This is a genomic window from Brachybacterium sp., from assembly GCF_052095815.1.
In the GTDB taxonomy this organism is placed as follows: domain Bacteria; phylum Actinomycetota; class Actinomycetes; order Actinomycetales; family Dermabacteraceae; genus Brachybacterium.
Map to the genome: position 1 here is coordinate 16,140 of NZ_JBQDLF010000039.1, position 26,201 is coordinate 42,340.

21 protein-coding genes and 1 tRNA gene are annotated in these 26,201 nt (G+C 69.0%); 17 read left to right on the forward strand and 5 right to left on the reverse strand.

What is annotated here, in order from left to right:
- The first annotated feature begins 375 nt into the window (after positions 1-375).
- Entirely contained in the window at positions 376-2,076 is a 1,701-nt protein-coding gene (locus ACTH43_RS14125) for a DUF222 domain-containing protein (protein ID WP_441445537.1), read from the forward strand.
- A gap of 85 nt (positions 2,077-2,161) precedes the next feature.
- Here the strand turns inward: ACTH43_RS14125 and ACTH43_RS14130 are convergent, their stop codons facing one another.
- The 3 genes from ACTH43_RS14130 to ACTH43_RS14140 all read right to left on the reverse strand — a co-directional run bounded on the left by ACTH43_RS14130 (position 2,162) and on the right by ACTH43_RS14140 (position 5,554).
- Positions 2,162-4,045 carry an ABC-F family ATP-binding cassette domain-containing protein gene (locus ACTH43_RS14130; RefSeq protein ID WP_441445538.1) on the reverse strand — a complete coding sequence of 628 codons (1,884 nt, stop codon included), beginning with the start codon at positions 4,043-4,045 and terminating at the stop codon, positions 2,162-2,164.
- A 304-nt stretch (positions 4,046-4,349) separates the two neighbouring features.
- Positions 4,350-4,886 (reverse strand): MarR family winged helix-turn-helix transcriptional regulator, encoded by a 537-nt coding sequence (locus ACTH43_RS14135; RefSeq protein WP_441445539.1) that lies wholly within the window; start codon positions 4,884-4,886, stop codon positions 4,350-4,352.
- A gap of 20 nt (positions 4,887-4,906) precedes the next feature.
- A complete protein-coding gene (locus ACTH43_RS14140; protein WP_441445540.1) occupies positions 4,907-5,554 on the reverse strand; it encodes a TetR/AcrR family transcriptional regulator in 648 nt (215 codons plus the stop codon).
- Between the two features lie 259 nt (positions 5,555-5,813).
- On the opposite strand from ACTH43_RS14140, the gene ACTH43_RS14145 reads away from it, so the two are divergent.
- The 3 genes from ACTH43_RS14145 (at position 5,814) to ACTH43_RS14155 (ending at position 8,432) form a co-directional block, all read left to right on the forward strand.
- Positions 5,814-5,885: transfer RNA gene (locus ACTH43_RS14145), tRNA-Gln, on the forward strand.
- 61 nt (positions 5,886-5,946) lie between these two features.
- A complete protein-coding gene (gene glmU / locus ACTH43_RS14150; RefSeq protein ID WP_441445541.1) occupies positions 5,947-7,455 on the forward strand; it encodes a bifunctional UDP-N-acetylglucosamine diphosphorylase/glucosamine-1-phosphate N-acetyltransferase GlmU in 1,509 nt (502 codons plus the stop codon).
- A complete protein-coding gene (locus ACTH43_RS14155; protein ID WP_441445542.1) occupies positions 7,452-8,432 on the forward strand; it encodes a ribose-phosphate diphosphokinase in 981 nt (326 codons plus the stop codon). The genes glmU and ACTH43_RS14155 overlap by 4 nt, the downstream gene beginning before the upstream one ends.
- Positions 8,433-8,589: 157 nt before the next feature.
- Here ACTH43_RS14155 and ACTH43_RS14160 read toward each other — a convergent pair whose 3' ends face one another.
- Positions 8,590-9,168 (reverse strand): hypothetical protein, encoded by a 579-nt coding sequence (locus ACTH43_RS14160; protein ID WP_441445543.1) that lies wholly within the window; start codon positions 9,166-9,168, stop codon positions 8,590-8,592.
- 373 nt (positions 9,169-9,541) lie between these two features.
- Between ACTH43_RS14160 and ACTH43_RS14165 the strand changes: the two genes are divergently transcribed.
- The 12 genes from ACTH43_RS14165 (at position 9,542) to ACTH43_RS14220 (ending at position 23,852) form a co-directional block, all read left to right on the forward strand.
- Positions 9,542-10,147, forward strand: coding sequence for a 50S ribosomal protein L25/general stress protein Ctc (locus tag ACTH43_RS14165; protein WP_441445544.1), 606 nt, complete (start codon positions 9,542-9,544; stop codon positions 10,145-10,147).
- Between the two features lie 334 nt (positions 10,148-10,481).
- Entirely contained in the window at positions 10,482-11,096 is a 615-nt protein-coding gene (gene pth / locus ACTH43_RS14170; protein ID WP_441445545.1) for an aminoacyl-tRNA hydrolase, read from the forward strand.
- Positions 11,093-14,695 carry a transcription-repair coupling factor gene (gene mfd / locus ACTH43_RS14175; protein WP_441445546.1) on the forward strand — a complete coding sequence of 1,201 codons (3,603 nt, stop codon included), beginning with the start codon at positions 11,093-11,095 and terminating at the stop codon, positions 14,693-14,695. Before pth ends, mfd begins: the two co-directional genes overlap by 4 nt.
- 10 nt (positions 14,696-14,705) lie before the next feature.
- Positions 14,706-15,611: a MazG nucleotide pyrophosphohydrolase domain-containing protein gene (locus tag ACTH43_RS14180; RefSeq protein ID WP_441445547.1), complete on the forward strand. Its 906-nt coding sequence runs from the start codon at positions 14,706-14,708 to the stop codon at positions 15,609-15,611.
- Between the two features lie 66 nt (positions 15,612-15,677).
- Entirely contained in the window at positions 15,678-16,961 is a 1,284-nt protein-coding gene (eno, locus tag ACTH43_RS14185) for a phosphopyruvate hydratase (RefSeq protein WP_441445548.1), read from the forward strand.
- Between the two features lie 132 nt (positions 16,962-17,093).
- A complete protein-coding gene (locus ACTH43_RS14190; RefSeq protein ID WP_441445549.1) occupies positions 17,094-17,783 on the forward strand; it encodes a septum formation initiator family protein in 690 nt (229 codons plus the stop codon).
- Positions 17,780-18,325, forward strand: coding sequence for a DUF501 domain-containing protein (locus ACTH43_RS14195; RefSeq protein WP_441445550.1), 546 nt, complete (start codon positions 17,780-17,782; stop codon positions 18,323-18,325). The genes ACTH43_RS14190 and ACTH43_RS14195 overlap by 4 nt, the downstream gene beginning before the upstream one ends.
- Complete coding sequence (locus ACTH43_RS14200; protein WP_441445551.1) at positions 18,322-19,275, forward strand: Ppx/GppA phosphatase family protein; 954 nt, start codon at positions 18,322-18,324, stop codon at positions 19,273-19,275. The genes ACTH43_RS14195 and ACTH43_RS14200 overlap by 4 nt, the downstream gene beginning before the upstream one ends.
- A gap of 88 nt (positions 19,276-19,363) precedes the next feature.
- On the forward strand, positions 19,364-20,737 hold the full coding sequence (locus ACTH43_RS14205) for an NAD(P)/FAD-dependent oxidoreductase (RefSeq protein ID WP_441445552.1): 1,374 nt from the start codon (positions 19,364-19,366) through the stop codon (positions 20,735-20,737).
- Positions 20,738-20,972: 235 nt separating this feature from the next.
- The gene (nagB, locus tag ACTH43_RS14210) at positions 20,973-21,773 is read left to right on the forward strand and encodes a glucosamine-6-phosphate deaminase (RefSeq protein WP_441445553.1); all 801 of its coding nucleotides are present in this window, start codon (positions 20,973-20,975) and stop codon (positions 21,771-21,773) included.
- A 52-nt stretch (positions 21,774-21,825) separates the two neighbouring features.
- On the forward strand, positions 21,826-23,331 hold the full coding sequence (locus tag ACTH43_RS14215) for an NCS2 family permease (protein ID WP_441445554.1): 1,506 nt from the start codon (positions 21,826-21,828) through the stop codon (positions 23,329-23,331).
- Positions 23,328-23,852, forward strand: coding sequence for a MarR family winged helix-turn-helix transcriptional regulator (locus ACTH43_RS14220; RefSeq protein ID WP_441445555.1), 525 nt, complete (start codon positions 23,328-23,330; stop codon positions 23,850-23,852). The genes ACTH43_RS14215 and ACTH43_RS14220 overlap by 4 nt, the downstream gene beginning before the upstream one ends.
- Before the next feature lie 138 nt (positions 23,853-23,990).
- Here ACTH43_RS14220 and serC read toward each other — a convergent pair whose 3' ends face one another.
- Positions 23,991-25,154: a phosphoserine transaminase gene (gene serC, locus ACTH43_RS14225; protein ID WP_441445556.1), complete on the reverse strand. Its 1,164-nt coding sequence runs from the start codon at positions 25,152-25,154 to the stop codon at positions 23,991-23,993.
- Between the two features lie 128 nt (positions 25,155-25,282).
- Between serC and ACTH43_RS14230 the strand changes: the two genes are divergently transcribed.
- Positions 25,283-25,981 carry a demethylmenaquinone methyltransferase gene (locus ACTH43_RS14230; RefSeq protein ID WP_441445557.1) on the forward strand — a complete coding sequence of 233 codons (699 nt, stop codon included), beginning with the start codon at positions 25,283-25,285 and terminating at the stop codon, positions 25,979-25,981.
- Positions 25,982-26,201 lie beyond the last annotated feature (220 nt).

Genomic DNA, 26,201 nt, shown 5'->3' on the forward strand with positions numbered 1-26,201 from the left:
GCAAGAGAAAGCAGCGATTGGAAATGTCTGTGTGGATGTGGTGTCTTGGCGCCCTCAGTTGTACAACATCTGGACCTGCTTCGATGAGGCCGCCTGGCCGCTTCGTATGCTGCCCGTGAATAGCAGGATAGTGCCGTTCCCGCACTTCGCAGTTGCCGCGACGGTTCCTCCACACTCCCAGTTATCCACAATTCAAGATTACTGATTGGTAGAGTTCCCTCGCGCCTTCCTTTCGTCGAATAGGTGTGCGAAAATGGCGCCATGACAGATCAGTCGCACAGTGATGATGCAGACTCCCAGGAGGCCGGGCGCGGCGTTTCTGGTGATGCGTCTCGCCATGCGGGTGCGGGCGAAGGATCGGGCTCGGGCTCGGAGGTGTCAGGGCCCCGGTCCGTCGCGGCACGCATTCGGCGGCGCAGCACACTCCCGATCTCCGCGAACGACGAAGAGCTGTGGATCGGTGACACCGACATCACCGCTGTGCGTTCCGTGCTTGCTGAGATCGGTGCGGACGGGTCGTTCGCGCTGGAGAAGCTGGCCGCGTCCGAGACCATCTCGCTGCTGGCGCGGGTCCAGGATCTGAACGGTGCGATCGCAGCGGTGCAGGCACGGGCGCTGGTCCACCTGGAGCACGTGGTCAAGGAAGATTCCCTGCGCCGCGAGGACACGCCGAAGCAGGCGGTGAAGATCGCACGCTCGGAGACATCGAAAGCCCTGAAGCAGTCGAAGTCCTGCGTCGGCCAGTCGATGTCCTCCTCTCGCCGGCTGGTCCTCTCCATGCCCGGCATGCTCACCGCGCTCGCGCAGGGCCGGATCCTTGCCACCTCTGCGCACAAGGTGGGTCGCACGATGGGGCCGGCAACCCCCGCTCAGCGCACCCAGGTCGATGAGATCCTCGCGGCCCACCTGCCCTACCTCGATGGCTGCGGCCCTGAAGAGTTGGCCGGTGAAGCAGCCAAGGTGCTGCACGGACTGGACCCTCGTGGCGCTGCGGACCGCCACCGCACAGCGAAGCGAGATCGCAGCATCACTGTGCGCCGGGGTGAGCACGGCATGTGCACTGTCACCGCGCACCTGCCGGCGCTCGACGGGGCCCGAATCCGCAAAGGGCTCTCGGTGGCTGCGGAGAAGGCTCGCGCCCACGGCGACCGGCGCGGCCATCAGCAGATCATGGCGGACCTCTTCGCCGATGCCCTGATCGGACGCGGAGAAGGGATCGACCCCTCCACGCTGGAGATCGCCGTCATCATCACGGACCGCTCCCTGCTCGCACCCGAGCACGCCGACGCCGCCACCATCGAGGGCTACGGCCCGGTGCCGTACGAACACATCCGCCAGGAGATGCTCGATGCGGCGACGTCAGATGTGGACGACCCCGATCTGACCATGGCCCTCCGTCGGCTCTACCTCGACCCAGAGGACGGGCAGCTCGTCGCCGTCGATTCCGTCTCCCGTGAGTTCCCGCCCGCCCTCGCCCGATTCCTTCGCCTGGGTCACCAGACCTGTCGCGCGCCCTACTGCGACGCGAACATCCGGCAGAACGATCACATCGTTCCCTGGTCGCAGGGAGGCCCCACCTCTCTTCTCAACGGCAACGGCGTGTGCGTCGGCGACAACCAGAAGGAAGAATCCGGCGAGAGAGCCCGGGTCATCACCGACGAGAACGGCGTCAGACGCACTGTCGAGTGGACAAGCCGATACGGACAGAAGGCCAGGCGACGGGGCATCAACTTCGACCCCCTCGGCACCGGGCTCAGACTCCTGGACGAGTCAGCACGACAGATGAGAGATGCGTCAGACCCCGAAAGCGGCGCGCCCGACGATGACACGGTCTCCGCAGTACATCCCGGCGCCGACGAAGAACGGCGCGACCCGATCGCGGGCGTTCCCCCGGGTGGTCCAGAGGATCCCAATGCTTCGTTCCATCGAGCCTTCGCACGAGTGGAGCGCAGGGCTCTCGATCTCACCGATCCGCATCCGAGATTTCGCAATGCCCGACGCAATCGGCACTGGCTCCTCCAGGGGCGCACCGACTACATCTTCACTCCGCACCTCGACATCATCGACAGCTGGTAGCTCGACAGCTGGCAACTCGACAGCCAGTAAATCGACGGCCTGTAAGGAGTCCCTGCACGAGGCCTCCAGGGATTCCGGACCGCCCTCACTCGAGCAGCTCGGACAGCTCCAGCCAGCGCTCCTCGAGCTCCTCGATCTCCGCCTCGACAGCGCGCAGCTCATCGGTGATCTTCTGCAGCCCGACATAGTCGGACTGGTCGTGCGCCGCGAGTGTGGAATGCAGCGACGTCGTCTGCTTGTCGAGCTTCTTCATCCTCCGCTCGATCGCACCGAGCTCCTTCTGCGCCGTATGAGCCTGCGCCCCCGACACATTCGATGCGGACTCGGACGCGCCGCCGCCAGCGCCAGCGGAGCCACCCGCTGACTTCGCTCCCGCAGATTTCGACCCCGCAGCCTTCGCTCCCGCAGAGCGTCCAGCCGCGCCCTTCGCCGACGAGGACCCACCAGATGCCGCATCCTCACGCAGGCCCTCTGCCCGCAGCGCGAGGTACTGCTCGACGCCGCCCGGCACATGCCTCACCGCACCGTCGAGCACCGCGTACTGGATATCGGTGACCCGCTCCAGCAGGTACCGGTCGTGGGAGACGACGATCAGCGGCCCGGGCCAGGTGTCCAGCAGATCCTCCATGGCAGCGAGCATGTCGGTGTCCATGTCGTTCGTCGGCTCGTCGAGCACGAGCACATTGGGCTCCTCAAGGAGGGTGAACAGCAGGTTCAGGCGTCGCTGCTGCCCACCGGAGAGTGCTCCCACCAGAACCTTCTGATGCGCCGTCGTGAAGCCGAGACGCTCCAGCAGCTGTCCGGGGGAGACCTCGTCCTTCCCTGCCCGGAAGGTGGTGCGGTACTTCGCCACCACATCGCTGACCCTGGAGTTCAGATGCTCCTCGAGCCCCTCGAGCCGCTGCGACACCTGGCAGACAGTCACCGTCTTGCCCCGCTTGACCCGGCCCGCCTGCGGCTCGAGGTCCCCGGTGATCAGTGCGAGCAGCGTGGACTTGCCGGCCCCGTTGGGGCCCAGCACGCCGATGCGATCCGCTGGCCCGATATGCAGGGTGACATCGCGCAGCACGGTGAGATCGTCATAACCGGCGTCGACATCGAGCACATCGATCACGTCGCGGCCCAGCCGCGAGGTCGCCAGCTGGGTCAGCTCGACGGTGTCCCGCACCGGCGGCTCCCCGGCGATCAGCTCATTGGCGGCATCGATGCGGAACTTCGGCTTCGCGGTCCGGGCAGGTGCACCCCGGCGCAGCCAGGCCAGCTCCTTGCGCATCAGGTTCTGCCGCTTCGACTCGATGGTCGCCGCCTGCCGGTCCCGCTCGACGCGCTGCAGCACATAGGCCGCGTAGCCGCCCTCGAAGGGCTCGACGATCCCGTCGTGCACCTCCCACATCCGGGTGCACACCGCGTCGAGGAACCAGCGGTCGTGCGTGATCACCACCAGCCCGCCATCCTTCGGGCTCCAGCGTCGGCGCAGATGCTCCGCGAGCCAGGAGATCCCCTCGACGTCGAGATGGTTGGTGGGCTCATCGAGCAGGAGCACGTCCCAGTCGCCCACGAGCAGCTCTGCCAGGTGGACGCGCCGCAGCTGGCCGCCGGAGAGATCGGTCAGCGGAGCATCCAGGTCGATGCCCCCGAGCAGTCCTTCGAGCACATCGCGGATCCGCGGATCCGAGGCCCACTCGTAGTCCGGTCGATCGCCGAGCACGCGCTCATGCACGCTGGTCTCGGCTGTCGCCTCGTCCTGCTGGCTCAGCACACCGACCCGGACCCCGCCGCGCACGGTGACCCGGCCCTCGTCGGGCTCCCTGAAACGCGCCAACAGCCGCAGCAGGGTGGACTTGCCATCACCATTGCGCCCCACCACCCCGATCCGGTCGCCCTCGTCGATCCCGACGGTGATGTCATCCAGCAGCACGCGGTCGGGCAGCGCGACGTGCAGGGATTGGGTGCCGAGCAGATGAGCCATGCGATGAAGTCCTCAAGAGTGGTGTCGGTGGGTCGTGGCGGAATGGCGGGGAGACGGGGCGGCGGGGCGAACGGCCAGACATCCTCAACGGTCGCGTGCTCGGGCGCTTCAGGCGACCCTGGACTGTCGAAGAATCGTGCAGCTCACAATTCCTGATGGCGGTGAACGGCTCTGGGAGCGGTCAGCGGCGCTGATTGCGGCCGAGGGCCTCGGGACCGGTCGACGACTCTGGTGGCGGCGGTGCTGGTGGCGGCGGTGCTGATGGAGGCGACGAGAGAGTCGACGGCCACCGCACGGGAAGCCCTCACATTGAGCGGGGCGTCTCCGACTCGAAGGTCAGCAGCAGAGAGCGCAGGGTGTCGGCGAGGCTGGAGCGTCCGTCGGGGGCGAGCGGCTCGAGCAGCTCCTGCTCCGCGTCCAGCAGCCGCTCCATCGCCGCATCGACCCGGGCGACGCCATCGGCTCGCAGCCTCACCTCGACCGCGCGGCCGTCGTGCGGGCTGCGGTTCTTGCTCACCAGATCCCGTGCGACCAGCTTGTCGATCCGGGTCGTCATGGTGCCGCTGGTCACCAGCGTCTCGTGCATGAGTGCGCCGGGGGAGAGGGCATCCTCGCCGCTGCGGCGCAGCGCGGAGAGCATGTCGAACTCCCATCCCTCGAGGCCCGCGTCCGTGAAGGCACTGCGGCGGGCGACCTCGAGATACCTCGAGAGTCGGGAGATGCGGGAGAACACCGCCAGCGGTGCGACGTCCAGATCGGCGCGTGCCCTCTGCCAGCCTTCGACGATGCGGTCGACCTCGTCGTGGCGGCATGCGTCGGCGTCCTCAGGCATAGGGGGCATGAGCCGAGTCTAGGTGCCGCTCAGCTGTGGGTGTCGCCGCGCAGAGCCGGGGTCTTCTGCAGGGCGCTGAGTCCGTACCAGGACAGATTGACCATGCGTGCCGCGACGATCTCCTTCTGGGGCTCGCGGGTCTCGAGCCACCACTGACCGGTGTACGCGACCATCCCCACCAGCATCTGCGCGTACAGGGCAGCGTCTCGAGGCGGATACGAATGGAGGGTGAGCTGGGCGGCGAGGATCTCCTCGACGCGTCCGGCCACATCTGTCAGCAGGGAGGAGAAGGTGCCGAGGGTGTGGCTGACGGGGGAGTCCCGCACGAGGATGCGGAAGCCGTCCTCGTTCTCGTCGATGTAGGCGAGGAACGCCAGCGCGGCACGCTCCATCAGCACCCGGGGGTGCTCCCGCTGATTCTGGAGGGAGCTCTCCAGGTCCCCCAGCAGCGTGGAGACCTCGCGGTCCACGACCACCGCGTACAGCCCTTCCTTGCCTCCGAAGTGCTCGTACACGATGGGCTTGGAGACCTTGGCACGGGCCGCGATCTCCTCGACCGTGGTCATGTCGAAGCCCTTCTCGGCGAACAGCTGCCGGCCCACCGCCACCAGCTGCTCGCGCCGCTCCTTGCCCGTCATCCGGGTCGATCGACCGCGGGCTGCCCCGTTCTCCGCCATGGTCGGAGTCTTCCACACCCCTCTCGGCACGCCGCGATACCGCACTCGGCACGGCGCGATACCGCATTCGGCACGTCACGACGTCGCGCTCGGCAGGTCGCCGAGCGGCGCAGGCGGTAGAGCGACCTGTGCCACCGATGGACTCGACGAGGTCCGGGAGGGGCGCCACGGACGATAGGATCAGGCCGCGTCCGTGGCGCTGGGTGCCCGTTCCGGATCCCTGAGGAGCCGGCTCGTCGCCAGGCCCTGCCGGACGCGATCCGCCATGGTGTAATCGGCAACACCTCAGATTTTGGTTCTGAAATTTCAGGTTCGAGTCCTGATGGCGGAACGCTCACCGCCCCTGCGGCGGTGCCGCAGACCTCACCCGTCGATCCCGAGGAGCCGCAGACGTGGGAATCGCTGAGACCACTGCCCCCGCCGCCGTGATAGTTCTGGCCGCCGGTGCCGGGACCCGAATGAAGTCCCGAAAGCCCAAGGTCCTTCACGAGATCGGGGGCAGATCTCTGCTGGTGCACGCCGTGACCGCCGCTGAGGGCACGAGCCCCGGCGAGCTGGTGGTCGTGCTCCGTCACGAGCGTGATCGCGTCGCCGAGCACCTCGCGGAGCACGCCTCCGAGGTGTCCGTCGCCGATCAGGACGAGATCCCCGGCACCGGGCGCGCCGTCCAGTGCGGCCTCGAGCAGGTCACCGCCGCGGAGGGCACCGTGCTGGTCACCTACGGCGACGTGCCGCTGCTCGATCCGGCGACCCTGCGCGACCTGGTCGCCGCGCATGAAGGCGCCGGGGCTGCGGCCACCGTGCTCAGCGCCCGCGTCCCCGACCCCACCGGTTACGGCCGCATCCTGCGCAGCGAGGACGGCACCGAGGTCCTCGGCATCGTCGAGCACAAGGACGCCGACGACGCGCAGCGCGCGATCGACGAGATCAACTCCGGGATCTACGCCTTCGATCTCGCCGTGCTGCGTGACGCGCTCGGACGCATCGGCACCGACAATGCGCAGGGCGAGATGTACCTCACCGACGTGCTCGCCATCGCGCAGGCGGACGGCCGCTCCGTGCGGGCCGTCGTCACCGAGGACGTGATGATGGTCGAGGGCGTCAACGACAAGGTCCAGCTCGCCCAGCTCGGCGCGGAGATGAACCGCCGCACGCTCGAGCGGCATATGCGCGCCGGCGTCACGATCGTGGATCCCGCCACCACCTGGATCGACTCCGATGTCTCCATCGGCCAGGACGCGATCATCCTGCCCGGAGTCCAGCTCCACGGTGCGAGCGACATCGGCGAGGAAGCCGTGATCGGACCGGACACCACGCTGCGTGACACCGAGGTGGGGCCGGGTGCCGAGGTGGTCCGCTCCCACGCGCTGCTGGCAGTGATCGGCGCGGGAGCGACGGTGGGTCCGTTCTCCTACCTGCGCGCTGGGACCGACCTCGGGGCGAAGGGCAAGATCGGCGGATTCGTCGAGACCAAGAACGCGAAGATCGGCGATGGCGCGAAGGTGCCCCACCTCAGCTACGTCGGCGACGCCGAGATCGGGGAGGGAACCAACATCGGCGCCGGCACGATCTTCGCCAACTACGACGGCGTGAACAAGCACCGCACCACGATCGGCAAGCACGTGCGCGTCGGCTCCCACAACGTGCTCGTGGCCCCCGTCGTCATCGGGGACGGAGCGGCCACCGGCGCCGGCACCACGGTTCGCAAGGACGTGCCCCCCGGGGCCCTGGGCGTGAACGCGGTCTCGCAGCGGAACATGGAAGGATGGACGCTGCGACGCCGCGCGGGGACCGCGGCCGAGGGCGCGGCACGCGCTGCCCTCGGCGCTGACGATGGGTCCGCTGCCGAGACGCCTGCAGGAACTGCCGCCGATGAGCACAAGGAGCACGAGCAGCGATGAGCGGAATCGTCACCCCCGGAGAGAAGCGACTGGTCCTCGCATCCGGACGGGCACACCCCGTCCTCGCGCAGGAGGTCGCCGCCGAGCTCGGCGTCGAGGTCTTGCCGATGGACGCCTGGGACTTCGCCAACGGGGAGATCTACGTGCGCTACGGCGAGTCCGTGCGCGGCACCGACGTCTTCGTGCTGCAGTCCCACCCCGCGCCGATCAACACCTGGGTGATGGAGCACCTGATCATGATCGATGCGCTCAAGCGCGCATCGGCCAAGCGGATCACCGCGATCGCACCGAGCTTCCCGTACGCACGCCAGGACAAGAAGCACCGCGGTCGTGAGCCGATCTCGGCGCGCCTGATGGCGGACATGTACGAGACCGCCGGCGTGGACCGCATGATCTCCGTGGACCTGCACGCCCCTCAGGTGCAGGGCTACTTCAACCGCCCGGTCGATCACCTGATGGCGCTGCCGATCCTCGCCGAGTACATCCAGGAGAAGTACGGCGAAGAAGACATCGCCGTGGTCTCGCCGGATGCTGGTCGGATCCGGGTGGCGGAGCAGTGGGCCAAGCGGCTCGGCGGTGTGAACCTCGCCTTCGTCCACAAGTCCCGCGACATCAACCGGCCCAACCAGGCTGTGGCCAAGCGCGTGATCGGTGACGTCGAGGGCAAGACCTGCATCCTGGTCGACGACATGATCGACACGGCGGGCACCATCGTCCAGGCGTCCGACGCCCTGCTGGCAGGCGGAGCGTCCTCCGTGGTCATCGCGACCACCCACGCGATCCTCTCCGATCCCGCCACCGAGCGGCTGAAGAACAGCTCCGTGCGGGAGATCGTCTGCACCAACACCCTGCCGGTGCCCCCCGAGAAGCAGTTCGACCGCCTCACCCAGCTGTCGATCGCACCGTTGCTGGCACGAGCGATCCGAGCCGTCTTCGACGAGGGCTCGGTCACCAGCCTCTTCGACGGCGAAGTCTGACCGCACCCGGCGCACCCGGCGCACCCGGCGAGCCCGGCGAGCCCGGCGCACCCGGGCACAAGAGAGCGACCCCGTCCCCCCCTGCAGGGAGACGGGGTCGTTCTCTATTTCGTCGGACGCGCACCGGGGCTGCGCTCGGTGGTCAGCGGCGGTCAGCTCAGATGAGGAAGCGATTGCCCTTCACGAGCCGGTTCCAGGACTTCCCGAAGCCCACGTGGTCGCCTGCGGCGAGGCCGGCCATAGCGATCACGATCACGGCCATCAGCAGGTGATCGTCGTAGAGCGGGTTCGTGGCGATGGGGAAGGCCGCCAGATACATCAGCGTGTACATCGCCGCGGCGGACACCGCCGCCACCCGGGTGCCGATGCCGAGCATCAGAGCCACGCCGATGCCGAGCAGACCGACCATGAACAGCACGTCCGTGAGCGGGTTGATCGAGAGGAAGAACTCCCAGACCTGTGCGAAGGGGTTTCCTCCGGCGATCGAGCCGCCGAGGAACCCGGTGGTGGGAGACCCGCCGTTCAGCCAGGAGTTCTCGGTGGGGGTGGCGAAGCCCAGCCCGAAGGTCTTGTCGAGGAACGCCCACAGGAAGGTGAATCCGACCATGAGGCGCGTGACGCCGAGCACCGTGTAGCCCCACCCGCTCTTCTCGGCGCCGGTGAGGGTGGAGTGAGTCGCGGCAGCAGTGGTGGCGGAGGGGACGGACGAGGCGGAGGGAACGGCGGTGGCAGTCACGGGAGAGCCTTTCGGTCGACGACACCGGGGGAACGGGTCGTGGTGGTGTGACAGGGACTAAGAGCACCGTATTCTCGAGATCGGCTCCGTCGCAGGGACCTTGGTCGCGAAGAAGATGCTGTGACCTGCAGGGACGTAGGTCCCTGGCGCTTCGGGCGGGGGAGTGCGCAGGGCGCCGCGGCGCCCGATGCGGCGCCCCTCACGTCCTCGGAGTGCGGCGCCTTCGCGCGTGCTATTGTCACCAGGTCACTTCGGCGAGGGAGCGGGCTGCGGCCCCTCCGTGATCGACGCGGTGCGGAGTACCGGGAGCCCGCTCCCTGTGCCTCGTGGCGTCGCTCATCGTCGAGCCAACGCATCTACGAGGAGCACCCCCATGGCTGAGAAGCTGAACGTCGAACTGCGCGAGGACTTCGGCAAGGGCGCCGCGCGCCGCCTGCGCACCCAGAGCCTGGTCCCCGCCGTCCTGTACGGCCACGGCGAGGCCCCCCTCCACCTCTCGCTGCCCGGTCACGCCACCGCCCTGGCCGCCCGTAACCCCAACGCGCTGCTCGAGCTCCAGCTCACGGATGGCACCACGCACCTCGCGCTGATCAAGGAGATCCAGCGCCACCCGCTCAAGCGCACCCTGAACCACCTCGACCTGATCACCGTCCGCAAGGGCGAGAAGGTCGAGGTCGAGATCCCGGTCATCCTCGTCGGCGAGCCCGTCGCGCCCGCCGCTGCATTCGTCGACCTGCAGACCCTCACCCTCCTGGTCGACGCGCTGAACGTCCCGCAGGAGGTCGAGGTCTCGGTCGAGGGCACCGAGGACGGCTACCAGCTGTTCGCCGGCGACGTCACCCTGCCCGGCGATGCCGAGCTGGTCACCGACGCCGAGATCCTGGTCGCCTCCGTGCAGCTCCCGCGCGTCGAAGAGGAGTCCGACGAGGAGTCCGAGGGCCAGGCCGCGGCCTCGGAAGAGTCCGCCGAGGAGAAGTGACCTCCCGGAGCGGAGACAGCGGGCTCAGTGCCGCTGTCGCCCCGCTCCGTTGCTCACACCCCATGGACCGGGGCGTCGCGCTGTGCGCGGCGCCCCGGTACTGTGTCCGGGGTTGTGCGCTCTGCGTCGCTTCGAGCCTGTCTCGAGTCGAGCCCGCCCCGCCTCGAGCCTTTCCGGTGCTGATCCCGTCGCAAGTCGGGACCGTCCCAGGTCGGGCGGAGATCGGCGGGCAGCATTGAGCGCCGATCCCGACGAGATATGCCGACAGCAGCGGACCGTACGACGCAGCAGCGAGCGGCAGCACGCAGCATCGAGCAGCAGCAAGGAGCAGCCCATGACCGCCAGCGAACGCCGGCCAGGCCCCTATCTGGTGGTGGGCCTCGGCAATCCGGGCCCGAAGTATGCCGCGACCCGGCACAACGTCGGCCAGATGGTCCTCGACCACATCGCGGACGCCGGCGGCGGTCGATTCACCGCGGCCCGTCGGGCCCAGGCGGTGGTCCTCGAGGGACGGCTCGGCCTCCCCGGCGCTGACGAGCGGGTCATCCTCGCCAAGACCACCTCCTACATGAATGTCTCCGGCGGGCCGGTCAAGGCGCTGGCCGCCTATTACGACATCGCGCCCGAGCAGGTGGTCGTGGTGCACGACGAGGTCGACATCCCCTTCGACGCGCTCCGCCTCAAGCGCGGCGGCGGGGAGGGCGGTCACAACGGCCTGCGCGACATCACCAAGGCCCTGGGCACCAAGGACTACCTGCGGGTGCGGGTCGGCGTCGGCAGGCCGCCCGGCAACCGCGACACCGCCGACCATGTGCTCGCCCCCTTCAGCTCCACCGAGCGAAAGACCCTCGAGCTGCTGATCACCGATGCGGCCGACGCGGTCGAGTCCGTGATCCTCGAGGGCCTCACCGCCGCCCAGCAGCGCTTCCACTCCCGAGAGGTCCGATGACCGCCCAGACCACCGCCCCCGTCCAGACCACCCAGCAGCCTCCGCTGCGACCGCTCCTGGACCAGCTCGCCGCCGGGCGCGACCTCACGGCAGTCCGCGAGCTGATCGCCGCGGGCACCGAGAGCGGCGAAGGCGGGAGCATCGTCGCCGCCACCGGGCTGTTCCCCTTCCTGGTCGCCGATCTCGCGCGGCAGGCGAGCGCCGAACAGCCCCTGGTCGTGGTCACCGCCACCACCCGGGCCACCGAAGACATGCGGGCGGCGCTGACGGCCCTGGTCGGCACCGAGCACCTGGCCGAGCTGCCAGCCTGGGAGACCCTGCCGCATGAGCGGCTCTCCCCCCGCGCGGATACGGTCGCCAAGCGACTGGCCACCCTGCGACGCATCGCGCACCCCGAGACCGAGATCCCGGTCCGCGTGCTGCTGATGCCGGTGCGCTCCCTGCTGCAGCCGATCGCCACCGGACTGGGCGATCTGCGGCCGGTGCGCGCCGCCGTGGGGGAGACCTACCCGCTCGAAGATCTGGAACGGGATCTCGTCGACGCCGCCTATGTGCGTGTGGACATGGTCGAGAAGCGCGGGGAGTTCGCCGTGCGCGGCGGCATCCTGGATGTCTTCCCGCCCACTGAACCGCATCCGGTCCGCGTGGACCTCTTCGGCGACGAGATCGACGACGTCCGCTACTTCTCCATCGCCGATCAGCGGTCCCTGGATCCCGCGCCGCGGGGGCTCGACGCCCCGCCCTGCCGCGAGATCCTGCTGACCCCTGCGGTGAGGGAGCGTGCCCGTGCCCGCGCCGAGGAGCTGCCTGGTGTGCGGGATCTGCTGCTGAGGATCGCGGACGGCATCGCCGCGGACGGCATGGAGTCCCTCAGCCCGGTGCTGGTGGGGGAGATGGAGCAGGTCGCCGACGTGCTCCCCGCCGGGGCTCGGTTCCTCATCCTGGATCCCGAGAAGGCGCGAGCCCGGGCCGACGAGCTGGTCGCCACCACGGATGAGTTCCTCGCCGCGGCCTGGTCCAGCGCCGCCGCCGGTGGCGGCCTGCCGATCGACGTAGGTGCGGCGAGCTTCGTGCCGCTGTCCGAGGCCAAGGGCCACGCCCGCGAGGGCGGGCGCCCCTGGTTCACCCTCGCCGCCTTCGGGCTCGATACGGACGTCGACGTCACCACCGCCTCCACCACCCACCCCGGCTACTCCGGCAAGCCAGGGGACGCCGCGAAGGACCTCGAGCGTCGACGCCTCGAGGGCTGGACGGTCATCTCCACCATGGTCGGCCCCGGCGGTGCCCGCCACGTCGCGGAGAACCTGCGCGGCGAGGGGCTTCCCGCAGTTTATTCCGCCGCGCTCGAGGCGCCTGTCGCCCCGGGCGAGGCCGTGGTCACCGTCGGCCCCTTCGTCGAAGGTCTCATCGACGAGGAGCTCCGGCTCGTGCTCACCTCCGAGCGCGACCTCACCGGCAAATCGGGAGCGCGGCGCGGCGAGGAGCGGAAGATGCCCTCGCGCCGCCGCAACGTCGTGGACCCGCTCCAGCTCCGTCCCGGGGACCACGTGGTCCATGCTCATCACGGGGTGGGCAGGTTCGTGGAGATGACCAGCCGCACCGTCGGCACCGGGGCCAAGCGCACCACTCGCGAGTACCTGGTCATCGAATATGCGCCCTCGAAGAAGGGCCAGCCCGGTGACCGGCTCTACGTCCCCAGCGACCAGCTCGACCAGGTCACCAAGTACGTCGGCGGCGAGGATCCCAGCGTCAACCGCATGGGTGGCGCGGACTGGGCCAAGACGAAGTCGAAGGCCCGACGGGCGATCCGCGAGATCGCCGACGAGCTGGTGCGGCTGTACTCGGCACGGCAGTCCGCGCCCGGCCACGATTTCGGACCGGACACGCCCTGGCAGCGGGAGCTCGAGGATTCCTTCGAGTTCGTCGAGACGCCCGATCAGCTCTCCACCATCGACGATGTGAAGCGCGATATGGAGAAGTCGGTGCCGATGGATCGACTGATCCTCGGCGACGTGGGCTACGGCAAGACGGAGATCGCGGTGCGTGCCGCGTTCAAGGCGGTGCAGGATGGCAAGCAGGTGGCGATCCTCGCGCCCACCACCCTGCTCGCCCAGCAGCATCTGGACACCTTCACCGAGCGCTACACCGGATTCCCCGTGACGGTGCGAGGTCTCTCCCGCTTCCAGAATCCCGCGGATTCCAAAGCCACGATCGAAGGCGTCGCCGACGGTACCGTCGACGTCGTCATCGGCACCCACCGTCTGCTCACCGGTAACGTGCGATTCAAGGACCTGGGTCTGCTGATCATCGACGAGGAGCAGCGCTTCGGCGTCGAGCACAAGGAGACCCTCAAGGCGATGCGCACGAACGTGGACGTGCTGTCCATGTCCGCCACGCCGATCCCGCGCACCCTTGAGATGGCCGTCACCGGCATCCGCGAGCTCTCGATCCTCGCCACCCCGCCCGAGGAGCGTCACCCGGTGCTGACCTACGTCGGCGCGCAGGAGGACAAGCAGGTCACCGCCGCGATCCGTCGTGAGCTGCTGCGCGAGGGGCAGGTGTTCTACATCCACAACCGGGTCGAGGACATCGATCGGGTCGCCGCCCACCTCCGGGAGCTGGTGCCCGATGCCCGGGTGCAGGTCGCCCACGGCAAGATGAACGAGCACCAGCTCGAACGCGTGATCGTCGACTTCTGGGAACGGGATTTCGATGTGCTGGTGTGCACCACCATCGTCGAGACCGGGCTGGACATCGCCAACGCCAACACCCTGATCGTCGAGCACGCCGACAAGTTCGGCCTCTCCCAGCTGCACCAGCTGCGCGGCCGGGTGGGGCGCTCGAGCGAGCGCGCCTACTCGTACTTCCTCTACAACGCGACCAAGCCGCTCACCGAGCTCGCGCACGATCGCCTGACCACTCTGGCCACGAACACCGATCTCGGTGCCGGCATGAAGGTGGCGATGAAGGACCTCGAGATCCGCGGCGCCGGCAACCTGCTGGGCGGGGAGCAGTCCGGCCACATCGCCGGGGTCGGCTTCGACCTGTACGTGCGGATGGTGGGGGAGGCCGTGGCCGCCTTCCGCGGCGAGGGCAAGGCGCCCGAGAAGGAGATCCGAGTGGAGCTCCCGCTGGACGCCCACATCCCGCACGACTACATCGGCTCCGAGCGGCTGCGTCTCGAGGCGTACTCGAAGCTCTCCGCGGTGCGTGAGATGGCGGAGATCGACCAGATCCGTGCCGAGCTCTCCGATCGCTATGGCGCGCTGCCAGCCTCCGTGGAGGTGCTGCTGGATGTCGCCCGGTTCCGGATCGATGCCCGCGCGGCCGGCGTCGACGAGGTCCAGGCACAGGGCAAGATGATCCGCTTCGCGCACCTCGAGGTGCTCGACTCCGCCGCGATGCGCATGAAGCGGCTCTATCCGGGCACCTTGCTCAAGCCCGCGACCCGGCAGGTGCTGGTGCCCAGACCGACGACCTCTCGTTTCGGTGGCACCGAGCTGCGGGACCATGAGCTGCTGGACTGGGCGCGCGAGATCCTGCGCACGCTGGTCCCGGCAGCGGCGGAGGAGATCACGTCCCGAGCCCCGGCGAAGTAGCCTCGCGCCTGTGAACCGACCTCAGCGGCCCTCCGTTCCCGAACAGCCCGCGCCCGAGTCTGAGCTCGAGCTTGAGCTTGAGCTCGAACTCGCGGCCGTGCCCGAGCCTGCGACCTCGACGCTCGAGCCTGCGACTTCGGCGCCCGAGCCCGCCGCCCCGGACCCCCGTGGCGGGGCGCTGCTGCGGGCGGTCGCAGTGATGGACGCGCTGCGAGCGCCCGACGGGGACGCCTGGACGCACCAGCAGACCCATGCCTCGCTGGCCCGATATCTCCTGGAGGAGACCCACGAAGTCCTCGAGGTGATCGACGACCCCGCCGCCCACGGCCCTGGGGCGCTCGCTGACGAGCTCGGCGACCTGCTGTTCCAGATCCTCTTCCACGCCCGGGTCGGGCAGGAGGGGGATCCCTCGTGGGATGTTGATGACGTGGCTCGTGCTTTCGTCGCGAAGATGGAGCGGCGCAACCCCCACGTGTTCGGAGCCATGCGTGAGCAGGCGCTCCGGGATCCCGAGGACGTCGACCAGATCATCGCCCAGTGGCACGCGGTGAAAGCCGCAGAGAACGCCGAGCGCGGGCACCGACGCAAGGGCTGGTTCGACGGCATCCCCGCGCAGCTGCCTGCTCTGCAGTCCGCCGCGAAGGTGGTGCACCGGGCCCGTTCCGAGGGCCGCCTCGAAGAGCTCCTGGCCGCCGCCGATCAGGCCGCGGCGGCAGAGGACGCCGGCAGCTGGGGAGCAGATCTCGCGCGAGCGCTGCTGGACCTGGTGGCAGTCGCCGAGTCCCGCGACGATGACCCGGAGACGGCGCTGCGCGCCCTGCTCACCAGGACCCGGACGCAGCTCGCCGCGGAGGAGGAATCGTCCCGGAGCGCAACCGAGGGCACTCGGGAGCGGGATGCGGGAGGCACGGCCTAGACTGTCTGATGGACGGTCAGCGCCGACCGGACGTGACGGAACATCACCCGACGGAAGGAACAGCCCATGGCAGCCCTGATCGATGCCCTGCACGCCCGCGAGATCCTCGACTCCCGAGGAAACCCCACCGTCGAGGTGGAGATCCTGCTCGATGACGGAACGTTCGCCCGCGCCGCGGTCCCCTCCGGCGCCTCCACCGGTGCTTTCGAGGCCGTCGAGCGTCGTGACGGCGACAAGTCCCGCTACCTGGGCAAGGGCGTCCTGGACGCCGTCGCCGCAGTGGTCGCCGATATCCAGCCGAAGATCCTGGGCATGGATGTCCAGGAGCAGCGTGCGATCGACGCCGCGATGCTCGAGCTCGACGGCACCAAGAACAAGGGCACCGTCGGCGCCAACGCCATCCTCGGCGTCTCGCTCGCCGTCGCTCGCGCTGCCGCGGACTCCGCCGGCATCCCGCTGTACCAGTACGTCGGCGGCCCGAACGCCCACATCCTGCCGGTGCCGATGATGAACATCCTCAACGGCGGCTCGCACGCGGACTCCAACGTCGACATCCAGGAGTTCATGATCGCGCCGATCGGCGCGGAGACCTTCTCCGAGGCGATGCGCGTCGGCGCCGAGGTGTACCACGCACTGAAGTCCGTCCTCAAGGAGCGCGGGCTGGCCACGGGCCTGGGCGACGAGGGCGGCTTCGCGCCGAACCTCGACTCCAACCGCGCCGCTCTCGACCTGATCGTCGAGGCCATCGGCAAGGCGGGCTTCGAGGTCGGCACCGAGGTCGCGCTCGCGCTCGACGTCGCCGCCTCCGAGTTCTACAAGGACGGCTCCTACACCTTCGAAGGCGCGCAGAAGACTGCCGCCGAGATGGTCGAGTACTACGCCGAGCTGGTCGACGCATACCCGCTGGTCTCCATCGAGGACCCGCTGGATGAGGACGACTGGGAGGGCTGGAAGGCCATGACCGATCGTCTCGGTGCCAAGACCCAGCTCGTCGGCGACGACCTCTTCGTCACCAACCCCGAGCGCCTCTCCCGCGGTATCACCGAGGGCTCCGCAAATGCGCTGCTGGTGAAGGTCAACCAGATCGGCTCGCTGTCCGAGACCCTCGACGCAGTGGACCTCGCGCACCGCGCTGGCTTCACCGCGATGATGTCCCACCGCTCCGGTGAGACCGAGGACACCACGATCGCCGATCTCGCTGTGGCCACCAACTGCGGCCAGATCAAGTCGGGCGCCCCCGCCCGTGGGGAGCGCGTGGCCAAGTACAACCAGCTGCTGCGCATCGAGGAGGAGCTGGGCGAGGCAGCGCGCTACGCTGGCGCCTCCGCGTTCCCGCGTTTCACCTCCTGAGCGACGTACTGCGAGGAACGAGCGGTAGGAGCTCAGGCATTCAGTACACCGCCTGAGCGAGCAATGAGACGTAGGGATTCAGGCAGGCAGCAAATGGCCTGAGTCCTCAGCTCGAGGTTGTAACCTCGAGCCATGACCAGCAGACGACCGGGCGCCCCGCGATCGACGAGGCGCCCGGTCGCTGCGTCCGGAGGCCGGCGACCCAGCGCGCGGACCTCCTCTCGTCCTGCTGCCACCACCTCGCGCACGGCGTCCAAGAAGGCCGTGCCGGCCCGTTCGCGCGGTCCGGTCGCGGCCTCGCGCCCGTCCACCGGCAACAGCGCGGCAAGCCCTCAGGAGGAGGGGCCGGGGATCACCATCACCCGGCGCACCCTCGCGCTGGTGGCCCTGGTGGTCGTCGCCCTGGCCGCACTCGTGCCCACGGTGAACTCCTACGTGGCCCAGCGCCAGCAGCTCTCCGAGCTGAGCGCACAGGTCTCACAGCAGGAGCAGCAGGTCGAGGATCTGCGCACCCAGGTCGCCCGTTGGGAGGACCCGGCCTACGTCGCCGCGCGCGCCCGTGAGCGCCTGCTGTTCGCGATGCCGGGGGAGACCCAGTACCGGCTCACCGACACCTCCGGCCAGGGCGTGCCGCTCACCGAGGCCGAGCAGGCCCAGGAGGCGGCGAAGGAGGGCGAATGGTTCTCCGTCCTCTGGGAGAGCGTGGAAGGCTCCAGCCGCCTGACCGCCGATGACATCCCCGATGAGACGGGGTCGACCGACGACGACGTCTCCGAGCAGGACCCCGCCGACGACACCACCGACCAGGATCCCGATCAGTGACAACACTTTCTCCTCTGCCCTACGAGACCCCGACCACCGCGGATGACCTCGAGGTCATGCGCGAGCAGCTCGGCCGGGACATGCGCGGGGTGGTCTCCATCGCCCGCCGCTGCAGCTGCGGCCGTCCCGCCGTGGTGCGCACCGCGCCTCGCCTCGAGGACGGGACGCCCTTCCCGACCTCCCTCTACCTGACCCTGCCCTGGCTGACCCTCGAGCTCTCCCGGCTCGAGGCCACCGGCCTGATGGCCGAGCTCACCGAGCAGCTGGCACAGGACGAGGCTCTCTCGAGCGCATATCGCGCCGCTCATGAGCGGTACCTCGCACGTCGCGAGGAGCTCGGCGACGCCGAGGAGGTCCACCACGTCAGCGCCGGCGGGATGCCGACCCGCGTCAAATGCTTCCACGCGCTCGCCGGGCAGGCCCTCGCAGAGGGCCCTGGCGTCAACCCGATCGCCGACCTCGTGCTGCCGCGCATCGACGGAGCCGGCGAGCTGCGCTGCCGCTGCGGAGATGCCCCGGCGGAACAGGCGGAGACGCGATGAGCGCCCCCGTCGCCGCGATCGACTGCGGCACGAACTCGATCCGGCTGCTGATCGCACGCCGGGACGAGGCATCCGGTGAGATGGTCGACCTCGAGCGGCAGCTGGAGATGGTGCGACTGGGGCTCGGCGTGGACCGCACCGGGCAGTTCGACCCCGTCGCCGTGGAGCGCACTCTCGAGGCCGCACGCCGCTATCGGATCCTCATCGATCGCCACGCCGTCACCCGTCAGGAGATCCGCTTCGTCGCCACCTCGGCGACCCGCGACGCCGCCAACCGAGACCTGTTCATCGACGGGATCCGCGAGATCCTCGGGGTGGAGCCCGAGGTCATCAGCGGGGAGGAAGAAGCGGCCCTCTCCTTCCGAGGCGCGGTCAGCACCGTGCAGGGCCTGCCTGACGGCCCACGGCTGGTGGTCGACATCGGCGGCGGGTCCACCGAGCTGGTGCTCGGCACACAGACCCCGACCCACCGCATCAGCATGGACATCGGCTCGGTCCGCATGACGGAGCGTCACCTGCACTCGGACCCGCCCACGGCGGCCGAGATCGCCGCCGCCACGGCGGACATCGACGCTCATCTCGACGCCGCCGAGGCCGAGGTGCCGCTGCAGCGAACCGCCGCTCTGGTCGGTGTCGCGGGGACAGTGACCACCGTCACTGCCGTGGCCGCCGGGATCCAGGACTATCGTCCCGACGTCACCCACGGTGCCAGCCTGCCGATCGATCAGGTCGAGTCGATCTGCCGGACCCTGCTCGGGGAGACCAGGCAGCAGCGCTCCCTCCGACCGGTCATCCACCCAGGTCGCATCGATGTGATCGGAGCCGGAGCCCTGATCTGGTCCCGGATCGTCAGCCGGGTGGCGGCGGCCGCAGCGATCACCGAGACCCGCACCAGCGAGCACGATATCCTCGATGGGATCGCCCTGGACCTGCTCGATGCGGTGCCGTGAGGCCTCTTCAGCGCCTGCGTGAGCCGTGGATGGCCAATTTCGTCTCATACTTTTTGTCTCGGACGCCATACGGTTCTAGGCTGGGGGCATGACCAACACTTTCGGCGGTAAGCCCCATGTCCTCATCCTCGGCGGTGGTTCCGTCGGTCTGACGACCGCGTCCGAGCTGCGCAAGACCCTCGGCGCGGAGGTCGCGATCACGGTCGTCGACCCTCGCCCGTACATGACCTACGCGCCTTTCCTCCCCGAGGTCGGCGCAGGCAGCATCCACCCGCGTGACGTCCTTGCGCCCCTGCGCAAGGTGCTCCCCGGTGCGAAGGTCGTCACCGGCGCAGTCTCCGCGATCCGCAGCGCCGAGAAGACCGTCGTCGTGGACATGGAAGAGGGCGAGAAGCTCGAGATCGCCTACGACTACCTGGTCGTCGGCCTCGGTGCCGTGCCGCGCCTGCTGCCCATCCCGGGCCTGGCAGAGAACGCGATCGGCTTCAAGCAGGTCGAAGAGGCTGCCGCCGTGCGCGACCGCATCCTCGGAAACCTCGCAGAAGCCGCCTCCACCAAGGACCCGGCAGTGCGCAAGCGCCTGCTCACCTTCACCTTCATCGGTGGTGGCTTCGCCGGTGGCGAGGCTGTCGCCGAGACCGAGGACATGGTCCGTGACGCACTGCGCTACTACCCCGACCTGCACGCCTCGGACATTCGCTTCGTGCTCGTCGACGGCGCGCCGTTCATCTTCCCCGAGCTCACCGAGGACCAGCGCGCCTACGTGCTGAACCAGCTGCGCGAGCGCGGCATCGAGGTCAAGCTCGAGACCTTCCTGAACTCCGCCGAGAACGGCGTGATCAAGACCAGCGACGGCGACGAGTTCGAGACCGACCTGCTGGTGTGGAACGCCGGCGTGAAGCCCGCCCCGGTACTCTCGGACCCCGACGTCTCCGACCTTCCCGTCGTCACCGAGCGTGGCCCGCTGATGGGCAAGCTCGAGGCGCTCGCGGATCTGCGCGTCAACGGCGTCGACGGCCCGATGGACGATGTCTTCGCCGCCGGCGACTGCGCCGCGGTGCCGGATCTCGCCTCGGGCGAGGGCAAGTTCTGCCCGCCCAACGCACAGCACGCGGTCCGTCAGGCCAAGCGCCTGGCCGACAACATCGCGCGCTCCGTGCAGGGACGTCCGCTCGTGGACTACTACCACAAGAACCTCGGCGTCATGGCGACCCTCGGCATGTACAAGGGCGTCGGCCGCCTGCAGCTGGGCGAGAAGGAGCTCGACATCCGCGGCCTGCCGGCCTGGGTGATGGCCCGCTCTTACCACGTGTACGCGATGCCGACCTTCGGCCGCAAGGCCTCCGTCGTCGCAGGCTGGGTTACCAACCTGATCTCCCGCCGCGACATCATCGGTATCCCGCAGACCGAGACCCCGCGCGCCGCGTTCGAGTACGCCGCGAACTCCGGCAAGAAGAAGTGAGCCGAGCGGGCCACTCGGACTGAGCCGGCCCGCCCGTCCAGCAGACACGACGACGCTGCCCCACACCAGGTGTGCGGCAGCGTCGTCGTGTCTGCTTCATCTCCGTCGCGACGGTCGGCCCCGCCGCGCACCGAGAGCGGGTCCGTCGGCCGCTATGCTCTGAAGCTTCTGAGAACGCGCAGGACAGACCAGCAGGAGCGCCCCGAGGCGCACCGGGACGGAAGGGCAGGACCGTATGGAGATCCACATCGTGGCCGACGCCGAAGCAGGCGCGCAGGTCGTCGCCGACACCTTCGCACGCACGCTCCAGGAGGCCAGCGCCTCCGGTGCCGTGCTGGGCCTGGCCACGGGGTCGTCCCCGGTTCCCGCCTACACCGAGCTGATCCGTCGACACCGGGAGGAGGGCCTGTCCTTCGCCGGCAGCCGCGCCTTCCTGCTCGACGAGTACGTGGGACTGCCCGCGGGGCACGAGCAGAGCTACCACCGCTTCATCCGCGAGAACTTCACCGATCACATCGATATCGACGATGCCGCCGTCGTCTCCCCGAACGGTGCAGCCGCCGACCCGATCGCCGAGGCCGTCTCCTACGATCACCAGATCGCTGAGGCGGGGGGAGTGGACCTGCAGATCCTGGGCATCGGCTCCAATGGGCACATCGCCTTCAACGAGCCCGGCAGCTCCCTGAACTCCCGCACCCGGGTGGTCGGATTGACCCGCTCCACCATCACGGACAACTCCCGGTACTTCGACAGGCCCGCCGACGTCCCGGTGCGGGCTCTCAGCCAGGGGCTGGGCACCATCCTCGAGGCGCGCCGGATCGTGCTCATCGCGACCGGGGCCGGCAAGGCCGCTGCCATCGCCCAGCTCGTCGAGGGCGCGATCAGCTCACGCTGGCCGGCGACCGTCCTGCAGCTCCACCCGGACGTCGTCGTGGTGGTCGACGAAGCCGCCGGGGCACAGCTGCAGCTGGCGGACGACTACCGCTACGCCCGTTCGCTGGAGGTCGAGAACCCCCTGGACGTGATGCAGGACTGACGCAGGCGGGCCGGGGGGAACGGCAGGGTCGAGGACGGATACGATTCGTCCCATGCAGCAGGCTGAACCCTCGTCCCCCTCCTCGACCACCGGCTCGACGGCCGTGGCTCCCCGGTCCGGACTGGACCGCTACTTCAAGATCTCAGAGCGTGGATCGACGCTCAGCAGGGAGATCCGTGGCGGCCTGGTGACCTTCTTCTCGATGTGCTACATCGTGGTGCTGAATCCGTTGATCATCGGCACCGTCCCCGATTCGACCGGCATGTACCTCGGAGGCGGCGCCGAGCCGAACCTCCCCGCGGTCGCCGCGGGCACCGCCCTCATCGCGGGTCTGCTGAGCATCTTCATGGGGGCATGGGCCAAGTTCCCGCTCGCCCTCGCAGCGGGACTGGGCCTGAACGCCTACCTGGCCTATTCCGTGGTGCCGCTGCCCGGGATGACCTGGGGCGGTGCCATGGGGATGGTGCTGCTCGAGGGCGTCGTGATCCTCGTGCTGGTGTTCACCGGCTTCCGCAAAGCGGTGTTCGACGCGGTCCCGCCCTTCCTCAAGACCGCCATCGCCGTGGGCATCGGCCTGTTCATCGCCTTCCTCGGTCTGTTCAACGCGAAGTTCGTGACCACCGCCGCAGGCACCCCGGTGCAGCTGGGCAACGACGGCTCGCTCACCGGCTGGCCCACCTTCGTGTTCGTCACCGGTCTGCTGCTGATGTTCGTGCTCTGGATCCGCAAGGTGCCCGGAGCGATCCTGATCGCGATCATCACCGCGACCGTGCTCTCGATGGTCATCGAGCGAGTGCTGCACCTCGGCGCCTTCGCCGCCCCCGACGGCTCCGGAGCCGGCAACCCCGGCGGCTGGGCGATGAACGTCCCGGCGATCTCCGAGTTCCCGGTCCAGATGCCAGACTTCGCGACCCTGTTCACGGTGGACCCCATCGGCGGGATCACCGCTGCCGGTGTCATCGGAGCGACCGTCATCGTCTTCTCCCTGCTGCTGGCCGACTTCTTCGACACCATGGGCACGATGGTCGGCGTCGCCTCCGGTGCAGGCCTCGTGGAGGAGGACGGGGACATCCCGCATTCCCAGCGGATCCTGGTCGTCGACTCCGCCGCCGCCATCGCCGGTGGCCTGGGCGGCGTGTCCTCGAACACCAGCTTCGTCGAGTCGACCTCCGGGGTGGCGGAGGGAGCCAGGACCGGCCTCGCCGCGATCGTGGTGGGCGTGCTGTTCCTGCTCTCGACCTTCCTCTCACCGCTGGTCGCGATGGTCCCCTACGAGGCGGCCACCCCAGCGCTGGTGATGGTCGGCTTCCTGATGATGACCCAGATCACCGACATCGACTTCTCTGATGTCGAGGTCGCGGTGCCCGCGTTCCTCACCATCATCCTGATGCCCTTCGCCTACTCCATCACCGTCGGCATGGGTGCAGGCTTCGTCATGTACGTGCTGATCCGGGTGGTGCGCGGCAAGGCCCGCGAGGTGCACTGGCTGATGTACCTCATCGCTGCGATGTTCGTCGTGTACTTCCTGCGCGGCGCGATCGAGGGCCTGCTGCTGTGAGCCCCGGCATCGGCGAGGCGGACGCGAGGGATCCTCAGCGTCCTCTCGCCGAGGGCGTGGAGGCGTCCGGGCGGGTGGACGCAGCTGAGGCGACCCAGGTCGCGGAGCTCGCTGCCGAGCTGCAGCGGGTGCTGCTGGTCTCCTCCAGGATCCTGCGCTCCCACACCGCCTCCGATGCCGTCTCCGCGCCGCAGTTCTCGGTGCTGGCCTACCTGCAGCGCGCCGGCGAATCCACCCCCGGCGCCCTCGCTGACTTCGAACATGTCAGCCCACCGGTGATGACCAGGATCCTGGGGCGACTGGAGGAGGCGGGACTCGTGGAGCGGGCCGCTCACCCCGGCGACGGCAGGCAGGTCCGGGTGACGTTGACCGAAGAGGGCCTGCAGGTGGTGCTCGCGGGGCGCGAGCAGCGCGATGCGTGGCTCCGCGCCCGGCTCGGCGAGGCCACCCCTGCGCAGCGGGATGGCCTGCGGGACGCCTCCACACTGCTGCGGCAGATCCTCATCCCGCCCCGACACTGACCGACGTCGGGGGAGAGAACCGGGCAGCCCGCCTCTGCGCTCGCCCTCCCGGTACGCCCGCCCCAACTCGACCGAACATGATGACGGCCGGACCACCCCACAGGGATGGCCCGGCCGTCGTGTTCTGCGGGGTGTGCGTCAGGCGTCGCGGCTCGCGTCCAGCACGTGATCGAGCACGGAGATCAGCGCCGCGGTGTCGTCCTCGCCGACGGCGGGGAAGGTCGCGATCCGCAGCTGGTTGCGTCCCAGCTTCCGGTACGGCTCGATGTCGACCACACCGTGTGCGCGCAGCACTGAGGTGATCGCCGTGGCATCGATCGCCTCGTCCACATCCAAGGTGGTCACGACCTGCGATCGCGCAGCAGCATCCGCGACGAAGGGCGTAATCTCGTCGCGTCGGGCGGCCCACTCATGGAGCATTCCGCTGGTGGCCCTGGTCCGGGCGTCCGCCCATGCCAGACCGCCCTGCGCCAGCATCCATTCGATCTGCTCCGCGAGCAGCACGAGGGTGGCGACCGCGGGAGTGTTCAACGTCTGGTTCTTGCGGGAGTTCTCGATCGCGCTCGTGAGCGAGAGGAACGACGGCGTCCACCGGTCGCTCGCTGCTCCGAGGCGCTGCGCACGCTCGATCGCGGCGGGGGACAGGACGCTGAGCCACAGGCCTCCGTCCGAGGCGAATGCCTTCTGCGGGGCGAAGTAGTACGCATCCGTCTGCGAGATGTCCACCGCGGCGGCGCCGGCCACCGACGTCGCATCGACCAGGACCAGCTGGTCCTGGCCCGCACCGGCCGGACGCTGCACCGGCGCCATCACACCGGTCGAGGTCTCGTTGTGCGGCCAGGCGTAGGCATCGACATCAGGGTTCGCAGCTGCCTGAGGCAGCGCCCCGGGTTCGGAGCGCAGAATCTCGGGATCTTCGAGGTGCGGGGCGCCCGCGGCCTCGGAGGCGAACTTCTGCGAGAACTCTCCGAGCACCAGATGCTGGGAGCGACGCTCGATCAGCTCGAACACGGCCACGTCCCAGAATGCGGTGGAGCCGCCGTTCCCGAGCACCACCTCATAGCCCTCCGGCAGAGCGAACAGCTCGGACAGTCCTGAGCGCACCCGCCCCACCACGTCCTTGACCGGAGCCTGGCGGTGAGAGGTGCCGAGCACCGAGCGCGAGACCGACTGCAGCGCCTCCATCTGCGCCGCACGGATCCGCGACGGGCCGGAGCCGAAGCGACCGTCGGCCGGAAGCAGCTCCTGAGGGATGGACAGGGAGCTGATGGCTGCGGAGCGTGCAGAGCTGGCATCGGTCATTCGGGTTCTCCTCCTGAGGGCGGGCCTGGGGCGCCGACGGTGCGGGGCGCCCGTCCCCATTCTTCCAGCGGATGCCGGATGGGCCGCAGTCGGTCCGCGAGCGACGACTTGCGTGGGAAGATCGGAGCATGAGCCGTGCCGATCTCGAGAAGCAGCCGTACGACGTCGCGACGATGTTCGACGGTATCGCCAAACGTTATGACCTGATGAACGACGTCGCCGCCATGGGGCAGGTGGGGATGTGGCGTGAGCTGATGGTCGAGGCGCTCGACATAGAGCAGGGCGATGTGGTCATGGACCTCGCCGCCGGCACCGGAACCTCGACCACCGCGATCGCCCGCGCGGGGGCCCGGGTAGTCGCAGCAGACTTCTCCCTCGGGATGATGGCCGAGGGCCGCCGCCGTGGTGCCCCGGTGCCCTTCGTGGGTGCCGACGCCCAGCACCTGCCCTTCGCGACCGACTCCTTCGACGCCGCCGTCATCTCCTTCGGGCTGCGCAACGTGCAGGAGCCGAGAACTGCGCTGTCAGAGATGGCCCGGGTTGTCAGGCCCGGCGGCCGGATCGTCGTCTGCGAGTTCTCGACTCCCACCTGGAAGCCGTTCCGCACCGTGTACGAGAAGTACCTGCTGCGTGCTCTGCCGGCGGTGGCGGGCAAGGTCGCGACCACGGTCGACGCCTACGAGTACCTCGCGGAGTCCATCCTCGAATGGCCGGACCAGGAGCTGCTGCGCCGATGGTTCATCGACGCCGGCCTCGAGCAGACCCAGTACCGGAACCTCAGCGGAGGCATCGTCGCTCTCCACCGAGGAGTAGTGCCCCACCCCTGAGTCCCGGGTACCGGCGTGCTCGAGGACCCGAGGAATGAGCCGGTGCGCGGAACCAGCGCGAAGAGAGCGCCGTGACCAGGCCTTTTGGCAATCGCAAGGCCGCCGGAAGGCGTGTGTGGTCGAGGCCACTTCGGAAATGGTCGTTCTGGCTTGACGGGGGTGCGCCAGGCCCGTAATGTTCTTCCTCGTGCCCCGGACAACGGGAACAAGGAACGGCCAG

Coding starts and splice junctions, on each gene's coding strand:
- ACTH43_RS14155 (WP_441445542.1), top strand. CDS start 7,452: ATGAGCGGAATCGTCACCCCCGGAGAGAAGCGACTGGTCCTCGCATCC.
- ACTH43_RS14200 (WP_441445551.1), top strand. CDS start 18,322: ATGAGCGCCCCCGTCGCCGCGATCGACTGCGGCACGAACTCGATCCGG.
- ACTH43_RS14215 (WP_441445554.1), top strand. CDS start 21,826: ATGCAGCAGGCTGAACCCTCGTCCCCCTCCTCGACCACCGGCTCGACG.
- nagB (WP_441445553.1), top strand. CDS start 20,973: ATGGAGATCCACATCGTGGCCGACGCCGAAGCAGGCGCGCAGGTCGTC.
- ACTH43_RS14135 (WP_441445539.1), bottom strand. CDS start 4,886: ATGCCCCCTATGCCTGAGGACGCCGACGCATGCCGCCACGACGAGGTC.
- ACTH43_RS14205 (WP_441445552.1), top strand. CDS start 19,364: ATGACCAACACTTTCGGCGGTAAGCCCCATGTCCTCATCCTCGGCGGT.
- ACTH43_RS14190 (WP_441445549.1), top strand. CDS start 17,094: ATGACCAGCAGACGACCGGGCGCCCCGCGATCGACGAGGCGCCCGGTC.
- ACTH43_RS14130 (WP_441445538.1), bottom strand. CDS start 4,045: ATGGCTCATCTGCTCGGCACCCAATCCCTGCACGTCGCGCTGCCCGAC.
- serC (WP_441445556.1), bottom strand. CDS start 25,154: ATGACCGATGCCAGCTCTGCACGCTCCGCAGCCATCAGCTCCCTGTCC.
- pth (WP_441445545.1), top strand. CDS start 10,482: ATGACCGCCAGCGAACGCCGGCCAGGCCCCTATCTGGTGGTGGGCCTC.
- ACTH43_RS14140 (WP_441445540.1), bottom strand. CDS start 5,554: ATGGCGGAGAACGGGGCAGCCCGCGGTCGATCGACCCGGATGACGGGC.
- ACTH43_RS14230 (WP_441445557.1), top strand. CDS start 25,283: ATGAGCCGTGCCGATCTCGAGAAGCAGCCGTACGACGTCGCGACGATG.
- ACTH43_RS14165 (WP_441445544.1), top strand. CDS start 9,542: ATGGCTGAGAAGCTGAACGTCGAACTGCGCGAGGACTTCGGCAAGGGC.
- mfd (WP_441445546.1), top strand. CDS start 11,093: ATGACCGCCCAGACCACCGCCCCCGTCCAGACCACCCAGCAGCCTCCG.
- eno (WP_441445548.1), top strand. CDS start 15,678: ATGGCAGCCCTGATCGATGCCCTGCACGCCCGCGAGATCCTCGACTCC.